This is a genomic window from Paenibacillus sp. PK4536 (assembly GCF_028594455.2).
Lineage (GTDB): Bacteria > Bacillota > Bacilli > Paenibacillales > Paenibacillaceae > Saccharibacillus > Saccharibacillus nuruki.
On the sequence record NZ_CP126313.1, the window covers coordinates 4,874,173 to 4,888,762 of the forward strand.

At 38.6% G+C, this 14,590-nt stretch carries 12 protein-coding genes; 6 read left to right on the forward strand and 6 right to left on the reverse strand.

The window, feature by feature from the left end:
* The first annotated feature begins 209 nt into the window (after window positions 1-209).
* Entirely contained in the window at window positions 210-1,220 is a 1,011-nt protein-coding gene (locus PO903_RS21560; RefSeq protein ID WP_069330005.1) for a BMP family lipoprotein, read from the forward strand.
* Between the two features lie 49 nt (window positions 1,221-1,269).
* A complete protein-coding gene (locus PO903_RS21565; protein WP_273594534.1) occupies window positions 1,270-3,024 on the forward strand; it encodes a methyl-accepting chemotaxis protein in 1,755 nt (584 codons plus the stop codon).
* A gap of 110 nt (window positions 3,025-3,134) precedes the next feature.
* Here PO903_RS21565 and PO903_RS21570 read toward each other — a convergent pair whose 3' ends face one another.
* From PO903_RS21570 to PO903_RS21585, 4 genes are all read right to left on the reverse strand, one after another.
* Window positions 3,135-3,992, reverse strand: a complete 858-nt coding sequence (locus tag PO903_RS21570; RefSeq protein WP_273594535.1) for a formate/nitrite transporter family protein — start codon at window positions 3,990-3,992, stop codon at window positions 3,135-3,137.
* Window positions 3,993-4,349: 357 nt separating this feature from the next.
* On the reverse strand, window positions 4,350-5,369 hold the full coding sequence (moaA, locus tag PO903_RS21575) for a GTP 3',8-cyclase MoaA (protein ID WP_137223415.1): 1,020 nt from the start codon (window positions 5,367-5,369) through the stop codon (window positions 4,350-4,352).
* A gap of 115 nt (window positions 5,370-5,484) precedes the next feature.
* The gene (gene fdhD / locus PO903_RS21580; protein WP_137223413.1) at window positions 5,485-6,312 is read right to left on the reverse strand and encodes a formate dehydrogenase accessory sulfurtransferase FdhD; all 828 of its coding nucleotides are present in this window, start codon (window positions 6,310-6,312) and stop codon (window positions 5,485-5,487) included.
* A gap of 5 nt (window positions 6,313-6,317) precedes the next feature.
* Window positions 6,318-6,665, reverse strand: a complete 348-nt coding sequence (locus tag PO903_RS21585) for a Na-translocating system protein MpsC family protein (protein ID WP_069330010.1) — start codon at window positions 6,663-6,665, stop codon at window positions 6,318-6,320.
* A gap of 416 nt (window positions 6,666-7,081) precedes the next feature.
* On the opposite strand from PO903_RS21585, the gene fdhF reads away from it, so the two are divergent.
* From fdhF to PO903_RS21600, 3 genes are all read left to right on the forward strand, one after another.
* Entirely contained in the window at window positions 7,082-10,024 is a 2,943-nt protein-coding gene (gene fdhF / locus PO903_RS21590; RefSeq protein ID WP_137223411.1) for a formate dehydrogenase subunit alpha, read from the forward strand.
* Between the two features lie 408 nt (window positions 10,025-10,432).
* Window positions 10,433-10,927, forward strand: coding sequence for a helical membrane plugin domain-containing protein (locus PO903_RS21595; RefSeq protein WP_137223409.1), 495 nt, complete (start codon window positions 10,433-10,435; stop codon window positions 10,925-10,927).
* Between the two features lie 176 nt (window positions 10,928-11,103).
* Window positions 11,104-11,823 (forward strand): stalk domain-containing protein, encoded by a 720-nt coding sequence (locus PO903_RS21600; RefSeq protein ID WP_273594536.1) that lies wholly within the window; start codon window positions 11,104-11,106, stop codon window positions 11,821-11,823.
* 155 nt (window positions 11,824-11,978) lie between these two features.
* Here the strand turns inward: PO903_RS21600 and lpdD are convergent, their stop codons facing one another.
* Window positions 11,979-12,323, reverse strand: coding sequence for a prenylated flavin chaperone LpdD (gene lpdD, locus PO903_RS21605; protein WP_273594537.1), 345 nt, complete (start codon window positions 12,321-12,323; stop codon window positions 11,979-11,981).
* Between the two features lie 229 nt (window positions 12,324-12,552).
* The gene (locus PO903_RS21610) at window positions 12,553-12,987 is read right to left on the reverse strand and encodes a LysM peptidoglycan-binding domain-containing protein (protein WP_137223405.1); all 435 of its coding nucleotides are present in this window, start codon (window positions 12,985-12,987) and stop codon (window positions 12,553-12,555) included.
* Window positions 12,988-13,324: 337 nt separating this feature from the next.
* Between PO903_RS21610 and fabV the strand changes: the two genes are divergently transcribed.
* Window positions 13,325-14,521, forward strand: coding sequence for an enoyl-ACP reductase FabV (fabV, locus tag PO903_RS21615; RefSeq protein ID WP_069330016.1), 1,197 nt, complete (start codon window positions 13,325-13,327; stop codon window positions 14,519-14,521).
* Window positions 14,522-14,590 lie beyond the last annotated feature (69 nt).

Sequence of the window (14,590 nt, forward strand, 5' to 3'; positions counted from 1 at the left end):
GAATTCGTATTTTTATTGTCTATCATACCCTGTCACAGTGTCGCATCCAAGCATTAATTTCAAAAAAACTATTTTGTGCTTCAATAAATACTTTGAATTTAAAAGATTAGGTTGTTATCAATAAAATTTTATAAACGAACTTCTCTCATCAACCGATATAAGAAAGGAAGTTATTTATTTTGGGATTAGAGGGGAATAGGAGAAGTATGATGAGAAAAAAAACGTTTCTATCTGGATTGACTGCTTTAATCGCAATCATGTTATTACTAAGTGCTTGCTCTTCTCAGCAAACAAAAACAGAAGCTGCCACAGGGGCAAACAAAATCAAAGTAGGGATTGTATTATCGGATATTGGCTTAGGTGATCAATCTTATAGTGATGCTGCTTTTCGCGGATTAATAAAGGCACGAAATGAAGAAAGTATTACCTTTGATTATAAAGAAATTTCTCAGACCAAAACGTATGATGAAGCGTTTAACCAGTTAACGAAAGAAAACAGCGATATCATTATTGGACTTGGTTATATCATGAAAGAAAGTCTAGAAAAAGCGGCTAAAGCTAATCCTACCAAACAATTTATTATTGTAGATGAGACTTCAGAGCTACCTAACGTTGCTTCGATCACGTTCAAAGAAGAAGAAGGTAGTTTTTTGGCAGGCGCTGTAGCTGCTATGGCAAGTACATCTGATCGTATTGGATTTTTGGGTGGTGTAGAATCCCCATTATTGCATAAATTCCAATCTGGATTTGAACAAGGGGCTCGCTCTGTAAATTCTAATATTTCTTTTGTAACCAACTACACAGGTGACTTTGGTAATTCAGAACTAGGTGCCAAAACAGCGAAAGAAATGATTGAAAATGAAAATGTAGATGTGATTTATACTGTAGCAGGTTTGACGGGCGTAGGTGCTTTACAAGAAGCACAGACACAAGGTAAATATGCGATTGGTGTAGATAGCGATCAATTTTTCGTAGCTGAAAAAGCAGTGTTGACTTCGATGATCAAAAATGTCGATGTCGCTTTGTATAGCGCATTACAATCTTTTGCCAAAAACAATAAAACGTTTAAAGAAAAAGACATGGTGTTTGGTCTAACTGGTGATGGTGTAGGCTTAACCGATATTCATGTTATTCAATTAACCGAAGAACAACAAAAACAATTAGAAGATTTAAAGAAAAAATTGATTTCAGGCGAGATCAAAATTGATCTAAATTCTTAATCAATCTAATATAGCTCCTGAATTTAAAAGTAACTACGTGGAGGATCTTATGAAAATACAAGGTAAATTAGTATTAAATGCGATGATTTCGCTGATCGCTTCTTTAATTCTTGTCGCATACATTATTTTTCAACTACTTAATATCAACTCACAAAACAATAATCTCGTTCCAGCTATGCTAAATGTCAAACAGCTAGATGGTAATATGGTACAGACAGGGCAAGCTTTAGCTAACTTCTCTTTTACCATGTCAGCTAGTAATAAATCGAGTGTAAATACTCAATTGACTCAGACGCAAGCAACGATCGATACCCTTTCGAATGGCATGTTACAGACGCCTGAAGAACAAGCACGTCTAACTTTAATAGTGACTAAATTCAAAGACTTAAGTGACACATCACAACAAGCATTAACAAACGATGATAGCTCAGAAGCCAAGCGTCAAAGTATTCGTATCGAAGGCGTTCAGAACGATATTTATATTTTGAATGAACTTACTCAGACACGGTATGCCGAATATACTAAAGACTTAACACACAGTATTGATCTCACTTGGCAAATCGCTTTATTCGGCGCTATCTTCTTACTGATTGCTGTCGGCGTATTTAACACATGGACAGCACGTAAATTTGCACGTCGTACTCAACAAATGAATATTGCCGCTCAACGAATTGCTGATGGCGATCTAACGATCAAGTTAGCAGAGACTAAAGGTAAAGACGAACTCGATGATCTTAATCGTTCATTCCATATTATGATTGATAACTTGCGTAGTATCGTAACTTCTATTGATCAAGCAGGCGTCCGTGTCGATAATATGGCGCAAGATATTGATCGTAGCAATGATGTGATGCAAGAGATTGTGAATCAAGTCGCTACTTCGACAGAAGAATTAGCGATCGGTAGTCAGAAGATTGCGGAAGACTTGAGCACAACAGTTATGGTTGTTGATGATATGCAACAGAAATTTTCATCCAATCTAGAGACGACCACAGAATCTGCGGCGTATAGTGAAGAAGCGATTCAAGCGATTGAACAAGGTAGTCTTGTGATGAAGCAACAATTGCAACTCGTAGCTAACAATCGTTCTGCGATGGCTGAAGTCGAGAAAACCGTCTCTGAACTTGAAAAAAATGCAGAACAAATCACAGATATGACCAAGTTAGTGTCTGAAATTGCATCACAAACGAATTTACTTTCTCTGAATGCTTCCATCGAAGCGGCTCGCGCGGGCGAAGCAGGTAAAGGATTTGCTGTCGTTGCAGATGAAGTGAAAAAGCTAGCTTCTCAATCTGTGACCGCGGTACAACAAATTTTTGCAGCAGTTGAAGGCATTACTGTAGCGATGAATAAAGTAAAATCTTCTGTTGCTCAAAGTATTGATCTGTTTCAGGAACAAGAGCAAGCGACAAGTTCTACAGATGCTTCCTTTGCGGCAATTAGCAGTAAAGTCGGACAGATTGCTGAACATGTAAGTAAGCTCGCAACAGATATGAAAGTTTCTCAAGATATGAGTAGCCAGGTTCATCAAGCGATCGAAAATATCAGTGCAATCACTGAACAATCAGCGGCTGGTAGTGAAGAAATTACAGCTTCTACAGTGGAACAACAACGTTCATTCTTAGAATCTAGCGAAAAAGTGAAAATGCTTCGTCAGATTCGCGAAGAAATGCAACACGAACTGAACCGCTTCCAGATCGATATGAATGAAGTAGCTGATTCAGCAGACACTAATAATGTTGAATCGATCGTCAGACCATCTACTCCTACTTCAACACCACATGACGAGAAAACTTCGGCTTAATAGCGACATGATGGATTTGTATATTTAGCTTTATTTCTATAAAAAAGAAGCATTGCCGTATCGATTCGGTCATGCTTCTTTTTTTATAGATAGATATGCGTATATGGCTGTTAGTGTTTGACTTTGACCACTGAGCTACTTAATCCTTGCTCATGATAATGGTTAGAATCACTTACTGCTTCTGTCGTCATAGCAAGCTCTGTCGTATAGCGATAAGCTCCAAAATAAGCAAGAGCAACAAAGATAGCCCCTCCAACTAAATTCCCTAAAAAGACAGGCACAAAATTCTCTACATATTGCGTCCATGTAATATCAGACCCTGCAAAAATAGCCGCTGGAATCACAAACATATTAGCGATCACGTGCTGAAATCCAATTGCAACGAATGCCATAATCGGGAACCAGATTCCTATAAATTTACCGACTGAATCTTTACTGCCATAAGCTAACCAGACTGCCAGACAGACTAACCAGTTACAACCAATCGCAGATACAAAAGCTTCACCAAAACCTTCGCCCACTTTGGCATGTGCAATTGCGAGTGTTTTAGCTAAAAAATCACCTTCTGTAAGTCCAACCACATGTCCAAAAAAGTAAGCAACTGCAATCGCACCTATAAAATTAGATAGCAATACCAATACCCAATTGCTGATTACTTGAGATAGTGTAATTTTTTTGGCAAACCACGACATAGCCATCACCATCATATTGCCTGTTAATAACTCTGCTCCTGCAAGAATCGTCAACATCAGACCTACTGGAAAGACAGCGGCTCCAAAAAAGCCTGCGATTGAGCCTAATTCTTTGGGTGCTGTACCAATCACACGAATATCAGCTAAAAATCCTAATGAGATAAATGCTCCTCCTAGAAAGCCCAAAATCAATACCGTCCAGAATGGTAATCTTGATTTTTTTAGACCATTTTCAGCGGTGATATTCATAATTTCTTGCGGGGTGTAAAAAGACATTGTAAACCCTCCATGTTCATCATCGTTGTAACAGATCGTCGTTATCATAAACTATAAAAAAACGCCAAAAAACCACCATTAACAATGCTCCAATAGACCTCTTAGATCTAGCTCAAAAAGAGGATAGAGAATAATTAATGCTGGTTAATGCCCTTACAGACGCCTATAAGGATACCAATCAACTTGATCGTTAGATTTAAAGCAAAAACATTCTATGAGTCTGCTTCAAATAATAATCGCTAACTGCTCATTAAGATTAATCTGGTGCTTAAAGTTTGTCAATACTGTGACAAATAAAATTTTGGAATACCCAATTCTGCTACATTTGCAAATAAAAAAATAGAAGGGTTGCCCCTTCTATCCTCCAATATGCGACATTTCTACTTTATGACCATTCGGATCATTTTTGTCAGAAGCTAATCCTCGCTCTAACGAATACTGGTCTTTACGATTGGTCCATACGGCTTGTATATAATCTGCAATCTGTTCATCGCTACGGTCTGAACGTAACCAATCTCTAAGATCATGACCTTTAGTTGCAAATAAACAAGTATATAATTTCCCTTCAGCAGACAATCTTGCTCGTGTACATGATGAACAAAAAGCTTCGGTTACCGAGGAAATAAACCCAATCTCTCCAATACCATCTGCAAATTGATAACGTGTTGCTACTTCACCATCATAATTCGGTGCAACCGGTTGAAGTGGAAAGTGTTCGCCGATCCGATCCAGTAATTCTTGCTTACTGACTACATGCTCACGATTCCAACCATTACTATTTCCTACATCCATATATTCAACCATACGTAAAATATGACCTCTTTGGCGGAAATAATCGACCATCGGTACAACTGCATCTTCGTTGAATCCTTTTTGTACGACCATATTTACTTTGACCTGTAATCCTGCTTCAGCTGCCGCATCAATCCCATCAAGTACAGGTTGAACACGACTGCGTCCTCCATTCATCTGCAAAAACATATCGTCTTCCAGACTATCCAGACTCACGGTAACACGATGAAGTCCAGCTTGACGCAAGCTTACAGCCATACGAGATAGCAGACTACCATTGGTCGTTAACGATATATCTTCTGCATCCAAAGTGGATAGACGCTCTATAATATTAGGCAAGTCTTTACGCAGTAAAGGTTCTCCGCCGGTAATTCGTAATTTTTTGGCTCCTAGAGATACAAATATTTTGGCAATTCGACCGATCTCTTCCTCTGTCAGTACGCTTTCTTTAGGTAAAAAGGCATAATCCTTACCAAAAATTTCTTCTGGCATACAATATCGACAACGGAAGTTACAGCGATCTGTGACAGAGATGCGCAAGTCTCTTAATATACGATTATGTTGATCTTTTGAAGTCATAGACACCTCTCCATTCCTCGCTAGTACCGTCTTACATCGACTTCGAAACGTGTTCATCTTACCTTGTTGCAAGATAGTTTAGAATATTATCTTCTTCTGGTATTTATTTTTTGGTTTCATACTAGAGTATCATAGAATCTGGTGATATGTCCTGACATTCCAGAATTCTTTGTGAATGTGTATATACATTGCATGAATCTTCACGAATAAATCCAACAGTTGTAATGCCTAGATGATCGGCTAGCTCAAGAGCTAATCCTGTAGGCGCAGATTTGGATAAGATTACTTCACAACCAATTTTGGATACTTTCGTCAAAATTTCGGAAGAAATTCTACCGCTAAATACGATAATTTTACCTTCTAAACTAAGATTCTGTTTGAGGCACCAACCATAAATTTTATCCAATGCATTATGGCGACCAATATCGCTTCGTGCCACAATAATTCCACTCGGATCGCATAAAGCGGCTGTATGCACACCACCTGTATGACGAAATAATTCCCCGCTTTGTTGGACTTCTTCCATTAGCCGAAAACAATCTTCAAAAGACAAAGTAACGTTAACTGTATCTATAACTTTGGCTGTACGTGCATCATTAAAAAAAACAAATCCCTGACGGCTGGTACCGCAACAAGAAGTAATATAACGTTTGGTAAATAATTGACGATGCTGTGGCTTCCAGCGATCTGTACGCACATGGACAAAACCTTCTTCAGGCTGTACCCATAGTTCTTGAATATCGCTATACTGCTTGATCACGCCTTCTGAAGCCAAAAAGCCTACTGTCATATCTTCAATATACTCAGGTGTGCAGACTAATGTTACAAATTCTTCGCCGTTTACTTTTACAGTAATCGGTTGTTCGCTAACGACCTGATCGGTGATCGTGGTGACTTGTCCGCGCCGGTAACGCACAATCGTACGCTCTTGTTGCAATTCTAGATCCATCTGCCTCATCCTTGCTCAATATTTTTTTCGAAAACAAATACAGAGATGGCAAAATCATCTTCCACCTTAATATCGGTAAACAAATGCTGTAATTTAGAACCGCATAATTCTTCCATACCATCAGGTACATGCTGATCATATAGTCCTTGCACCATCTGTGTTCGCGCACGGTGTACCATTTCTTTGCCTTCAGAAGTTAAAGCAATAAATTTTTCGGTAGGTGTAAAATTGCCCCACATTTTAGTAATTGCCATATTATCTACAAAGGTCGTATGAATCCGTTCCGGTCCTTTGCCAAATGTATCTTTACGTACTTTACGTACGATTTCATTGAAAGTAGTTTCCTTTTTCATTGATAATCCTCCTTGCTGTAATGTTTTGATCATACACCTCATTTTGTAGATTTCAAATACAGATAGCTAGCATGGTGTGTTAAATGTGTCTTGAAATTTCACAAAAGAAGAGTATAATTTAGAGTATTCACATTTTTGTCATAATATAATCGGATTGGTCAGTTAGTATGTCATTGCTAAACGATTACTCCACTTTAAAAGTGCTACCTGCAAAGGGGTAGTGATTTTAAGGTGGAGTTTTTTTATGCCTTTTTTATTTTATCCTTAATCTGTATCTATTAGTTAATAATACATATTAAGGATAATAAAGTATAAATATGATACTACACAAATCCGAAAATCTTTATATTATGCTCTATTTGATGTGCCAAATGCTTACATCTAGAAATACAACTGTTAAATAAAGGGGTATCTGCATGAGCGAACAACAACCAATCAAAATTACGATCAATGGCGAAACCTATGAAGCCGGGCAAGGATTAAGCGTACTGAATGTTATTAATCTAGCTCAAATTCAGCATCCACAAATCTGTTATGTTCCTGAAGTCGATCCGATTCAGACTTGTGATACCTGTATTGTTGAAATTGACGGTCAATTAGCACGTGCTTGTTCAACAACGATCACAGAAGGTATGAATGTGCAGACCAATTCTATTTCTGCCAAAGCGGCTCAAACAGAAGGTATGGATCGTTTACTGGAAAATCATATGTTGTATTGTACTGTTTGTGATAACAATAACGGTAATTGCAAACTTCATAATACAGTTGAAGAAATGGGTATCGAACATCAGAAATATCCTTTCCAACCGAAAGTCCCTGCAACCGAAGTCGATATGTCTCATCCGTTCTATCGCTATGATCCCAATCAGTGTATCGCTTGTGGGCAATGTGTAGAGGTATGTCAGAACTTGCAAGTCAATGAGACGTTATCAATCAATTGGGAAGCCGAACGTCCATACGTGATGTGGGATGAAGGCGTTTCTATTAACGAATCTTCCTGTGTCAGTTGCGGACAATGTGTCACCATCTGTCCATGTAATGCTTTGATGGAGAAATCGATGCTAGGCGAAGCGGGATTTATGTCCGGTATTGGCGAAGAAATGCTTAATCCGATGATTGATCTAATCAAAGATGTAGAACCAGGATATAGCGGTATTTTTGCTATTTCAGAAATCGAAGCGGCTATGCGTGATACACGGACTCGCAAAACCAAAACAGTCTGTACATTCTGCGGAGTCGGTTGTTCATTTGAAGTATGGACGAAAGGTCGGGAGATTCTTAAAGTTCAGCCTTCTCACGATGCACCGGTGAATGCTATCTCTACCTGTGTAAAAGGTAAATTTGGTTGGGACTTTGTCAACAGTGACCAACGCTTAACGACTCCACTGATTCGTCGTAATGGTGAATTTGTAGAAGCGAGCTGGGATGAAGCCTTAACACTTGTTGCTGAAAAAATGACAGCGATTCGCAAAGAACATGGCAGTGATAAATTAGGCTTTATCTCCTCTTCCAAAATCACCAATGAAGAAAACTATGTGATCCAAAAATTAGCTCGTCAAGTATTTGAAACCAACAATGTCGATAACTGTTCTCGTTATTGCCAATCCCCTGCTTCAGATGGTCTGATGTCTACAGTAGGGATTGGTGGCGATGCAGGTACGATCAAAGATATCGCCGCCGCTGGCCTTGTGATTCTGATCGGTTGTTCTCCAGCTGAAGGTCATCCTGTTCTAGCGACTCGTATCAAGCGTGCACACAAATTACATGGTCAACAATTGGTTGTAGCTGATCTACGTAAACATGAAATGGCTGAACGGGCAGACTTATTTATTCGTCCGCAACAAGGAACAGACTTTGTCTGGATTACAGCGATTATGAACTATATGGTAGAGCAAGGCTGGCATGCTGCTGACTTTATCCACCAACATGTGAATCAATTTGATGAATACCTCAAAGCTTCTGAGCCTTATACGCTTGCTTATGCAGAAGAAATTACTGGAATCGCACAAGCTGAATTAATTCGAATTGCTGAAATGATTCGGGATGCGGATGGAACTGTAATCTGTTGGGGTATGGGAGTTACACAAAATATCGCTGGATCTCATACGTCTGCGGCTATTTCCAATCTGTTATTAGCAACAGGTAACTATATGCGTCCAGGTGCAGGGGCTTATCCACTTCGTGGTCATAACAATGTACAAGGTGCTTGTGATATGGGTACTTTACCACCTTGGTTACCAGGATATCAGCACGTTTCTAATGATGAAGCACGTGCTAAATTTGAAAAAGCTTATGGGGTCTCGATCTCTCCAGCGCCGGGTAAAGATAATATCGCAATGGTCGATGATATCGCTCGTGGAGAACTTAAAGCGATGTATCTTGTCGGTGAAGATATGGCATGGGTTGATTCCAATGTGAATCATGTTCATGAAATGTTAGCTCAACTTGAATTTTTCGTTGTTCAAGATGTCTTTTTATCCAAAACCGCTCAGTTTGCAGATGTAGTCTTACCTGCGGCTCCATCTCTTGAAAAAGATGGTACTTTCTCCAATACGGAGCGTCGTGTGCAACGTTTGTATCAAGTCCTTGAACCTTTAGGCGATTCTAAGCCTGACTGGTGGATAACAACTCAACTTGCTAAACACTTGGGATTTGATTGGGGGTACACTCATCCTTCTCAAATTTTTGATGAAATGGCAAGCTTAACGCCTTTCTTCTCCGGTTGTAATTATGAGGTGTTAGAAGGTTGGGGAAGCTTCTTATGGGGTTCGAGTACGGGTGAAAGCACACCTCTACTTTATACAGATGGGTTCCATTTCCCGGATAAAAAAGCTCGTTTCTCACTAGTGCAATATGTACCTGCTGTAGAGTTCCCTGCTGAGTTCGATCTTGTGTTGAACAATGGACGACTACTTGAACATTTCCATGAAGGTAATATGACGAACAAGTCTAAAGGGATCAATCGCAAATTACCTGAAGTGTTTGTCGAAGTGTCTCCTGAACTAGCCACAGAACGTGGTGTTGAAGACGGTACACTGGTTCGTCTTGAATCTCCGTATGGTGCTATTAAATTAAGAGCTGTTGTCACCGACCGTGTACGTGGCAAAGAAATTTATGTACCTATGCACTCTACCAGTCATGAGACAGCCGTTAATCTTTTAACTGGTTCAGCGGTTGATGTACGTACGCATACACCCGCTTACAAACAGACCAAAGTACGGATGATGATTTTGAATGTCAAAGGTGTTAATCCATTACCTTCATTCAATCCTCGTAACAAAAAACGCCATCCACAAAATGGTGTTGAAGTACAACGTAAATGGAATCGTGATGATTACGTCTCTTTAGTTGATATGTAGGCGAGCGGAATCGCTGGCGCTTCGTGAGTGAATTGTTCTTGTCGTCGCTGGTGTAACGGAATCCCTTGATTTACCGCTTGGCGGTAGGGATTTCGTTACACAGGCGAGCGCTTCGCTCTTTCAGAACAATTTCACTCCCTTCGCTGGTGCAACTTAGGGGTTGTGGAGCAGTGGTAAAGAATAGAATCTTTTTAAAGAATTTAATTCTTTAGAGAGTTGAATACATTGTTTTATTTTTATGATTTGTTTTATATGGATTTATTTCTTACTTTTATGTGTTTTTCATTTTTACTTGTTAGGTTTTATTTCCTTTTTTATATGATGTTTTTTGAGTATTGATGATGAATTTATATGTTTGTAAGTTGGTATATCTTACTAGATGGATATGGGCGAAAGGAGAATGTATGTATGGCGACTCCGATTACTACGATTCGTAAGCGGGTGCTTACTGATGAAGAGCAACAGCAGCAGACGATTGATGAATTGAAAAAGGAATTAGCAGAATCTAATGCAGCGTTAGCACGGTCGATGTCGATATTACGGGAGTTAAATGATAGTGGGATTTTGGAAGCAGCGGAATCGATGCTCAAAGCGAAAGCGCATATTGCAGAGATTGCTTTGGGACAAGTTTCTCGTAAAGAAATCACTAATCTGATCAATAATGGTATGGCGGCAGCGGGTGCCTTAACTGCGGTTGATCCTGCACAAACGACTCAATTAATGAATAGTGTGACCAAAGGATTAGAAGAAGCAGGTAAAGAAGATAACACCAAACTAGGTGTATTTTCATTAATGAAAGCTTTGAAAGATCCTGATATCAATCGAGCGCTTCGATTTGGAATGCGATTTATGAAAGGGCTAGGTCAAGGATTGAAAGAAAAAGATCCTACAGATCATTCTTAATATACAACATTATATAAGCAGACAGTACAGAGGTGTTTTACTTTGGACTGTCTTTTTTAATCTACATTATACATATTAAAAAAGACATATCAACGTGTACCAAACACTTGACAATCAGTTGTTAATCGTTTATTTATAATAGTGTTTATTACTTTATTACTCAGGAGGGATATTTAATGAACAAAAAAGTTGGTTTGGGTATTTTGGCGGCTACGTTAACATTTGGAATAGGGACAGGTGCTCTCGCAGCTACAGGATTAGAACCGATTAAAGCTTATTTGAACAGTACAATTTCTCTTAAAATGAATGGAACTACGGTTACGGCTAAAGATGCAAATGGTCAAGCGGTACTCCCTATTACGTACAACGGAACAACCTACTTACCTGTACGTGCAGTTGGAAATCTAATGGGAACTTCAATCACTTACGACAAATCTTCTTCTTCTGTTATCATTGGCGATTCAGGTAACACAGGATCTTCTACAACCCCTATCGAAAATAAATCTCAATCACTCAGCACGCTAGGAACCAAAGTATTAGGTACCTCTGACTGGCACACCAAAGATCCAAGCAATACTGTTTATAAAGACAAAGATTACAAAGATATTTTTCTATACACTGGTGTAAATAATCAAAGTAAAAGCTTTCAGATCATGACTGATAATAAATATTCTACATTGCATCTAGAACTAGCTTCACTTAGTGGTAATCAAAAAATAGTTATTATGAATCAAGACAATACCACACTCAAAACGATATCTGTTAATCCTGATAATGGTATGATTAGCGCCGATGTAGATGTTTCTAATACCAAAGCTATTTTTGTTGAAATCACTGATGCTGATAATGACTCTAAATTATTCGTACCTTTAACTACTTCTTCATTAACTAAATAAGCAAGAAATGATTTGATTTATAAATAAACGAGATGATTATGTTAACGATTGACATTCTATTCGTTGATGTATCATCTCGTTCTTTTTGTATATGTATTCTTTATTTAAATTAGTTACATGGCTAATTCTAATATTTACTCTCACTCTATCTATTACTACTTCTGCAACTTCAATATCAATTCATTCCCCATCTCTACCACCATTTCGATAAGTTGATTAATTTCTTCACGATTGATCTGATCAATATGAATCCCTCCACAGATCGCAAAATTTCCGCGCCAATGTTTCCGTAAGTTCATAGCAATTTCCTCTGTGATATAAAATTCTTGATGTTGCTGAAATTGGATCGTTTGCAAGGGTTGATCTTTGGTGCCTGTCGTTATTGTGCCCAAATGAGGGCGATCTCCTCCACTGATCAGTATAACCACATCGTCTATACCCATCAAATAAGCATCCATCTGAATCTCTATTCTTCCTCTACTTTTATATATATGAATCATAAGATCCCCTCCGCTTTCTTTATTATTAAAAGCGAATAGATGTCACAGCACAATGAACTATCTAACAGTTATTGATCGTCTTAACTGTTTGAAAACAACAAAAAAAGCCAACGCTCGGGGGAACGTCAGCTTTTTATATATAAACTACGCCATAAGCATTTGGCAGATACTTATGGGTAGATAATATTTTGGCCGATCAGATGGCAGTTGATCGATAATGTCTAAATTCTTATTTTTGAGGAATAGTCAATTGGTATCCAGCAGGTAGAAGGTTGTTGGCAGCAACCAATTCGTCTACAGTTACACCATATTGAGCAGCGATTTCAGTAAGGCTAGCACCTTGTGGAAGAATTACAGTGATTTTGTTGTTTGCTACTGGTTCAGTTGTTTTTGTAGGCTCAGTTGTTGTGTTGTCTGTTGGTGTAGTAGGTTCAGTTGTTTCGTTAGCAGTTCCGAACATAGAGTTAATTTGTGCACTTACAGAATCTACATAAGCTTGGTTGTTAGCACGTTGTTCTGCTTTGTCTTTGTTTTTCTCGTGGTTGCTTTGATCGTTAGAAGCTGCAGATACTTGGTTAGCTCCGATTGGTGCTACAACTGCTACTGCTCCAAGACCTAGTGCTAAAGTAGTTGACAATAAAACTTTTTGAAATTTGGTATTCATGGTTAATTTCTCCTTTGTGATGTTAGCTGTTTTTTGGTAACTAATTTTCTCTTAGTAACCTTATGAATTAATAATAACATTAATTAAAGAATATTGCAATACTATTTAAAAATATTTTATTATATTTTGTGCAATTATTCTTTGATGTTATTTATTAACCAACCTATCTAAATTTTAAACAGCTATTTAGCATTATTTTATGTCCATTTTGGGACGATAATTGAACTTTGTAATTTACTGATTGTATATGTCTCAACTAGCCTTATCGTGTACACTTTCGCAAAAAATGCTACAATACGAAAGATGATGTAAAAAGTGAAAGCGAGGAATCCTTCCTATGATTATTAAACCTAGAACACGTGGCTTTATCTGCACGACAGCTCACCCTGTCGGTTGTGCACGTCAAGTTCAAGAACAAATTGAATATGTACAATCTCAACCTAAAATCAGTGGCCCACGCAATGTACTTGTTATCGGTGCTTCTACGGGTTATGGACTAGCTTCTCGTATCGTAGCGGCATTCGGTGCAGGTGCTAATACAATCGGTGTTTATCGTGATGGAGGTTCAGTTAAAGGGCGTACCGCTTCTGCGGGCTGGTATAATTCGGCGGCTTTTGAACAAGAAGCACAAAAAGCAGGATTGAAATCTTGCAGTGTGATTGGTGATGCTTTTACTAATGAGATCAAAGCTCAGACGATTGAAGCGATTCGTAAAGAATTGGGTCAAGTCGACACTGTGATCTATAGCGTAGCAGCTCCACGTCGTACCGATCCAGAAACAGGTGAAACATTCAGCTCTGTGCTCAAACCTATCGGCGCTGAATATACCAACAAAACAGTTAACTTCCACAATGGTGAAGTCACTCCAATTACGATCGAACCGGCTTCTGAACAAGAAGTACAAGATACGGTAAAAGTAATGGGCGGCGAAGATTGGAAATTATGGATGGATCAATTGAATGCAGCAGGTGTCTTGACTGAAGATGTAACAACAGTTGCTTATTCTTATATTGGTTCAGATATTACGCAAGCGATCTATCGTCAAGGTTCGATCGGACAAGCAAAAGATCATTTGGAACGTACAGCACAAGAAATGAACGATCAATTAAGTGCTACAGGCGGACGTGCTTTTGTATCTGTAAGTAAAGGATTAGTAACTCAATCCAGCTCAGCGATCCCTGTTGTTCCTTTATATATCTCAGCATTGTATAAAGTTATGAAAGAAAAAGGGATTCACGAAGGCTGTATCGAGCAAATGTACCGTCTTTTTGCAGACCGTTTGTATACAGATGGCCCTGCTCCTGTGGATGAGAAAAACCGTATTCGTATCGATGACTGGGAGTTGCGCGAAGATGTGCAAGCTGAAGTTGCTGAAATTTGGGACAACTTAACGTCTGAAAATATTTATGAATTGACTGATCTGGAAGGCTATCGTCGTGAATTCTTCCAACTGTTCGGCTTTGAGACAGATCATGTGGATTACGAAGCAGATCTAGAACCTGACGTGAAAGTGCCTAATATCTTCTCAACATAAAATAATTCTCAATATACCTTTACCAACAAAAAAAAGCACATCCTACATCATGTAGGAATGTGCTTTTTT

Excerpts from the sequence above, each read along its gene's own strand:
- fdhF (WP_137223411.1), top strand. The coding sequence starts at position 7,082 with ATGAGCGAACAACAACCAATCAAAATTACGATCAATGGCGAAACCTAT.
- PO903_RS21610 (WP_137223405.1), bottom strand. The coding sequence starts at position 12,987 with ATGAATACCAAATTTCAAAAAGTTTTATTGTCAACTACTTTAGCACTA.
- fabV (WP_069330016.1), top strand. The coding sequence starts at position 13,325 with ATGATTATTAAACCTAGAACACGTGGCTTTATCTGCACGACAGCTCAC.
- PO903_RS21570 (WP_273594535.1), bottom strand. The coding sequence starts at position 3,992 with ATGTCTTTTTACACCCCGCAAGAAATTATGAATATCACCGCTGAAAAT.
- PO903_RS21585 (WP_069330010.1), bottom strand. The coding sequence starts at position 6,665 with ATGAAAAAGGAAACTACTTTCAATGAAATCGTACGTAAAGTACGTAAA.
- lpdD (WP_273594537.1), bottom strand. The coding sequence starts at position 12,323 with ATGATTCATATATATAAAAGTAGAGGAAGAATAGAGATTCAGATGGAT.
- PO903_RS21560 (WP_069330005.1), top strand. The coding sequence starts at position 210 with ATGAGAAAAAAAACGTTTCTATCTGGATTGACTGCTTTAATCGCAATC.
- PO903_RS21600 (WP_273594536.1), top strand. The coding sequence starts at position 11,104 with ATGAACAAAAAAGTTGGTTTGGGTATTTTGGCGGCTACGTTAACATTT.
- fdhD (WP_137223413.1), bottom strand. The coding sequence starts at position 6,312 with ATGGATCTAGAATTGCAACAAGAGCGTACGATTGTGCGTTACCGGCGC.
- PO903_RS21595 (WP_137223409.1), top strand. The coding sequence starts at position 10,433 with ATGGCGACTCCGATTACTACGATTCGTAAGCGGGTGCTTACTGATGAA.
- PO903_RS21565 (WP_273594534.1), top strand. The coding sequence starts at position 1,270 with ATGAAAATACAAGGTAAATTAGTATTAAATGCGATGATTTCGCTGATC.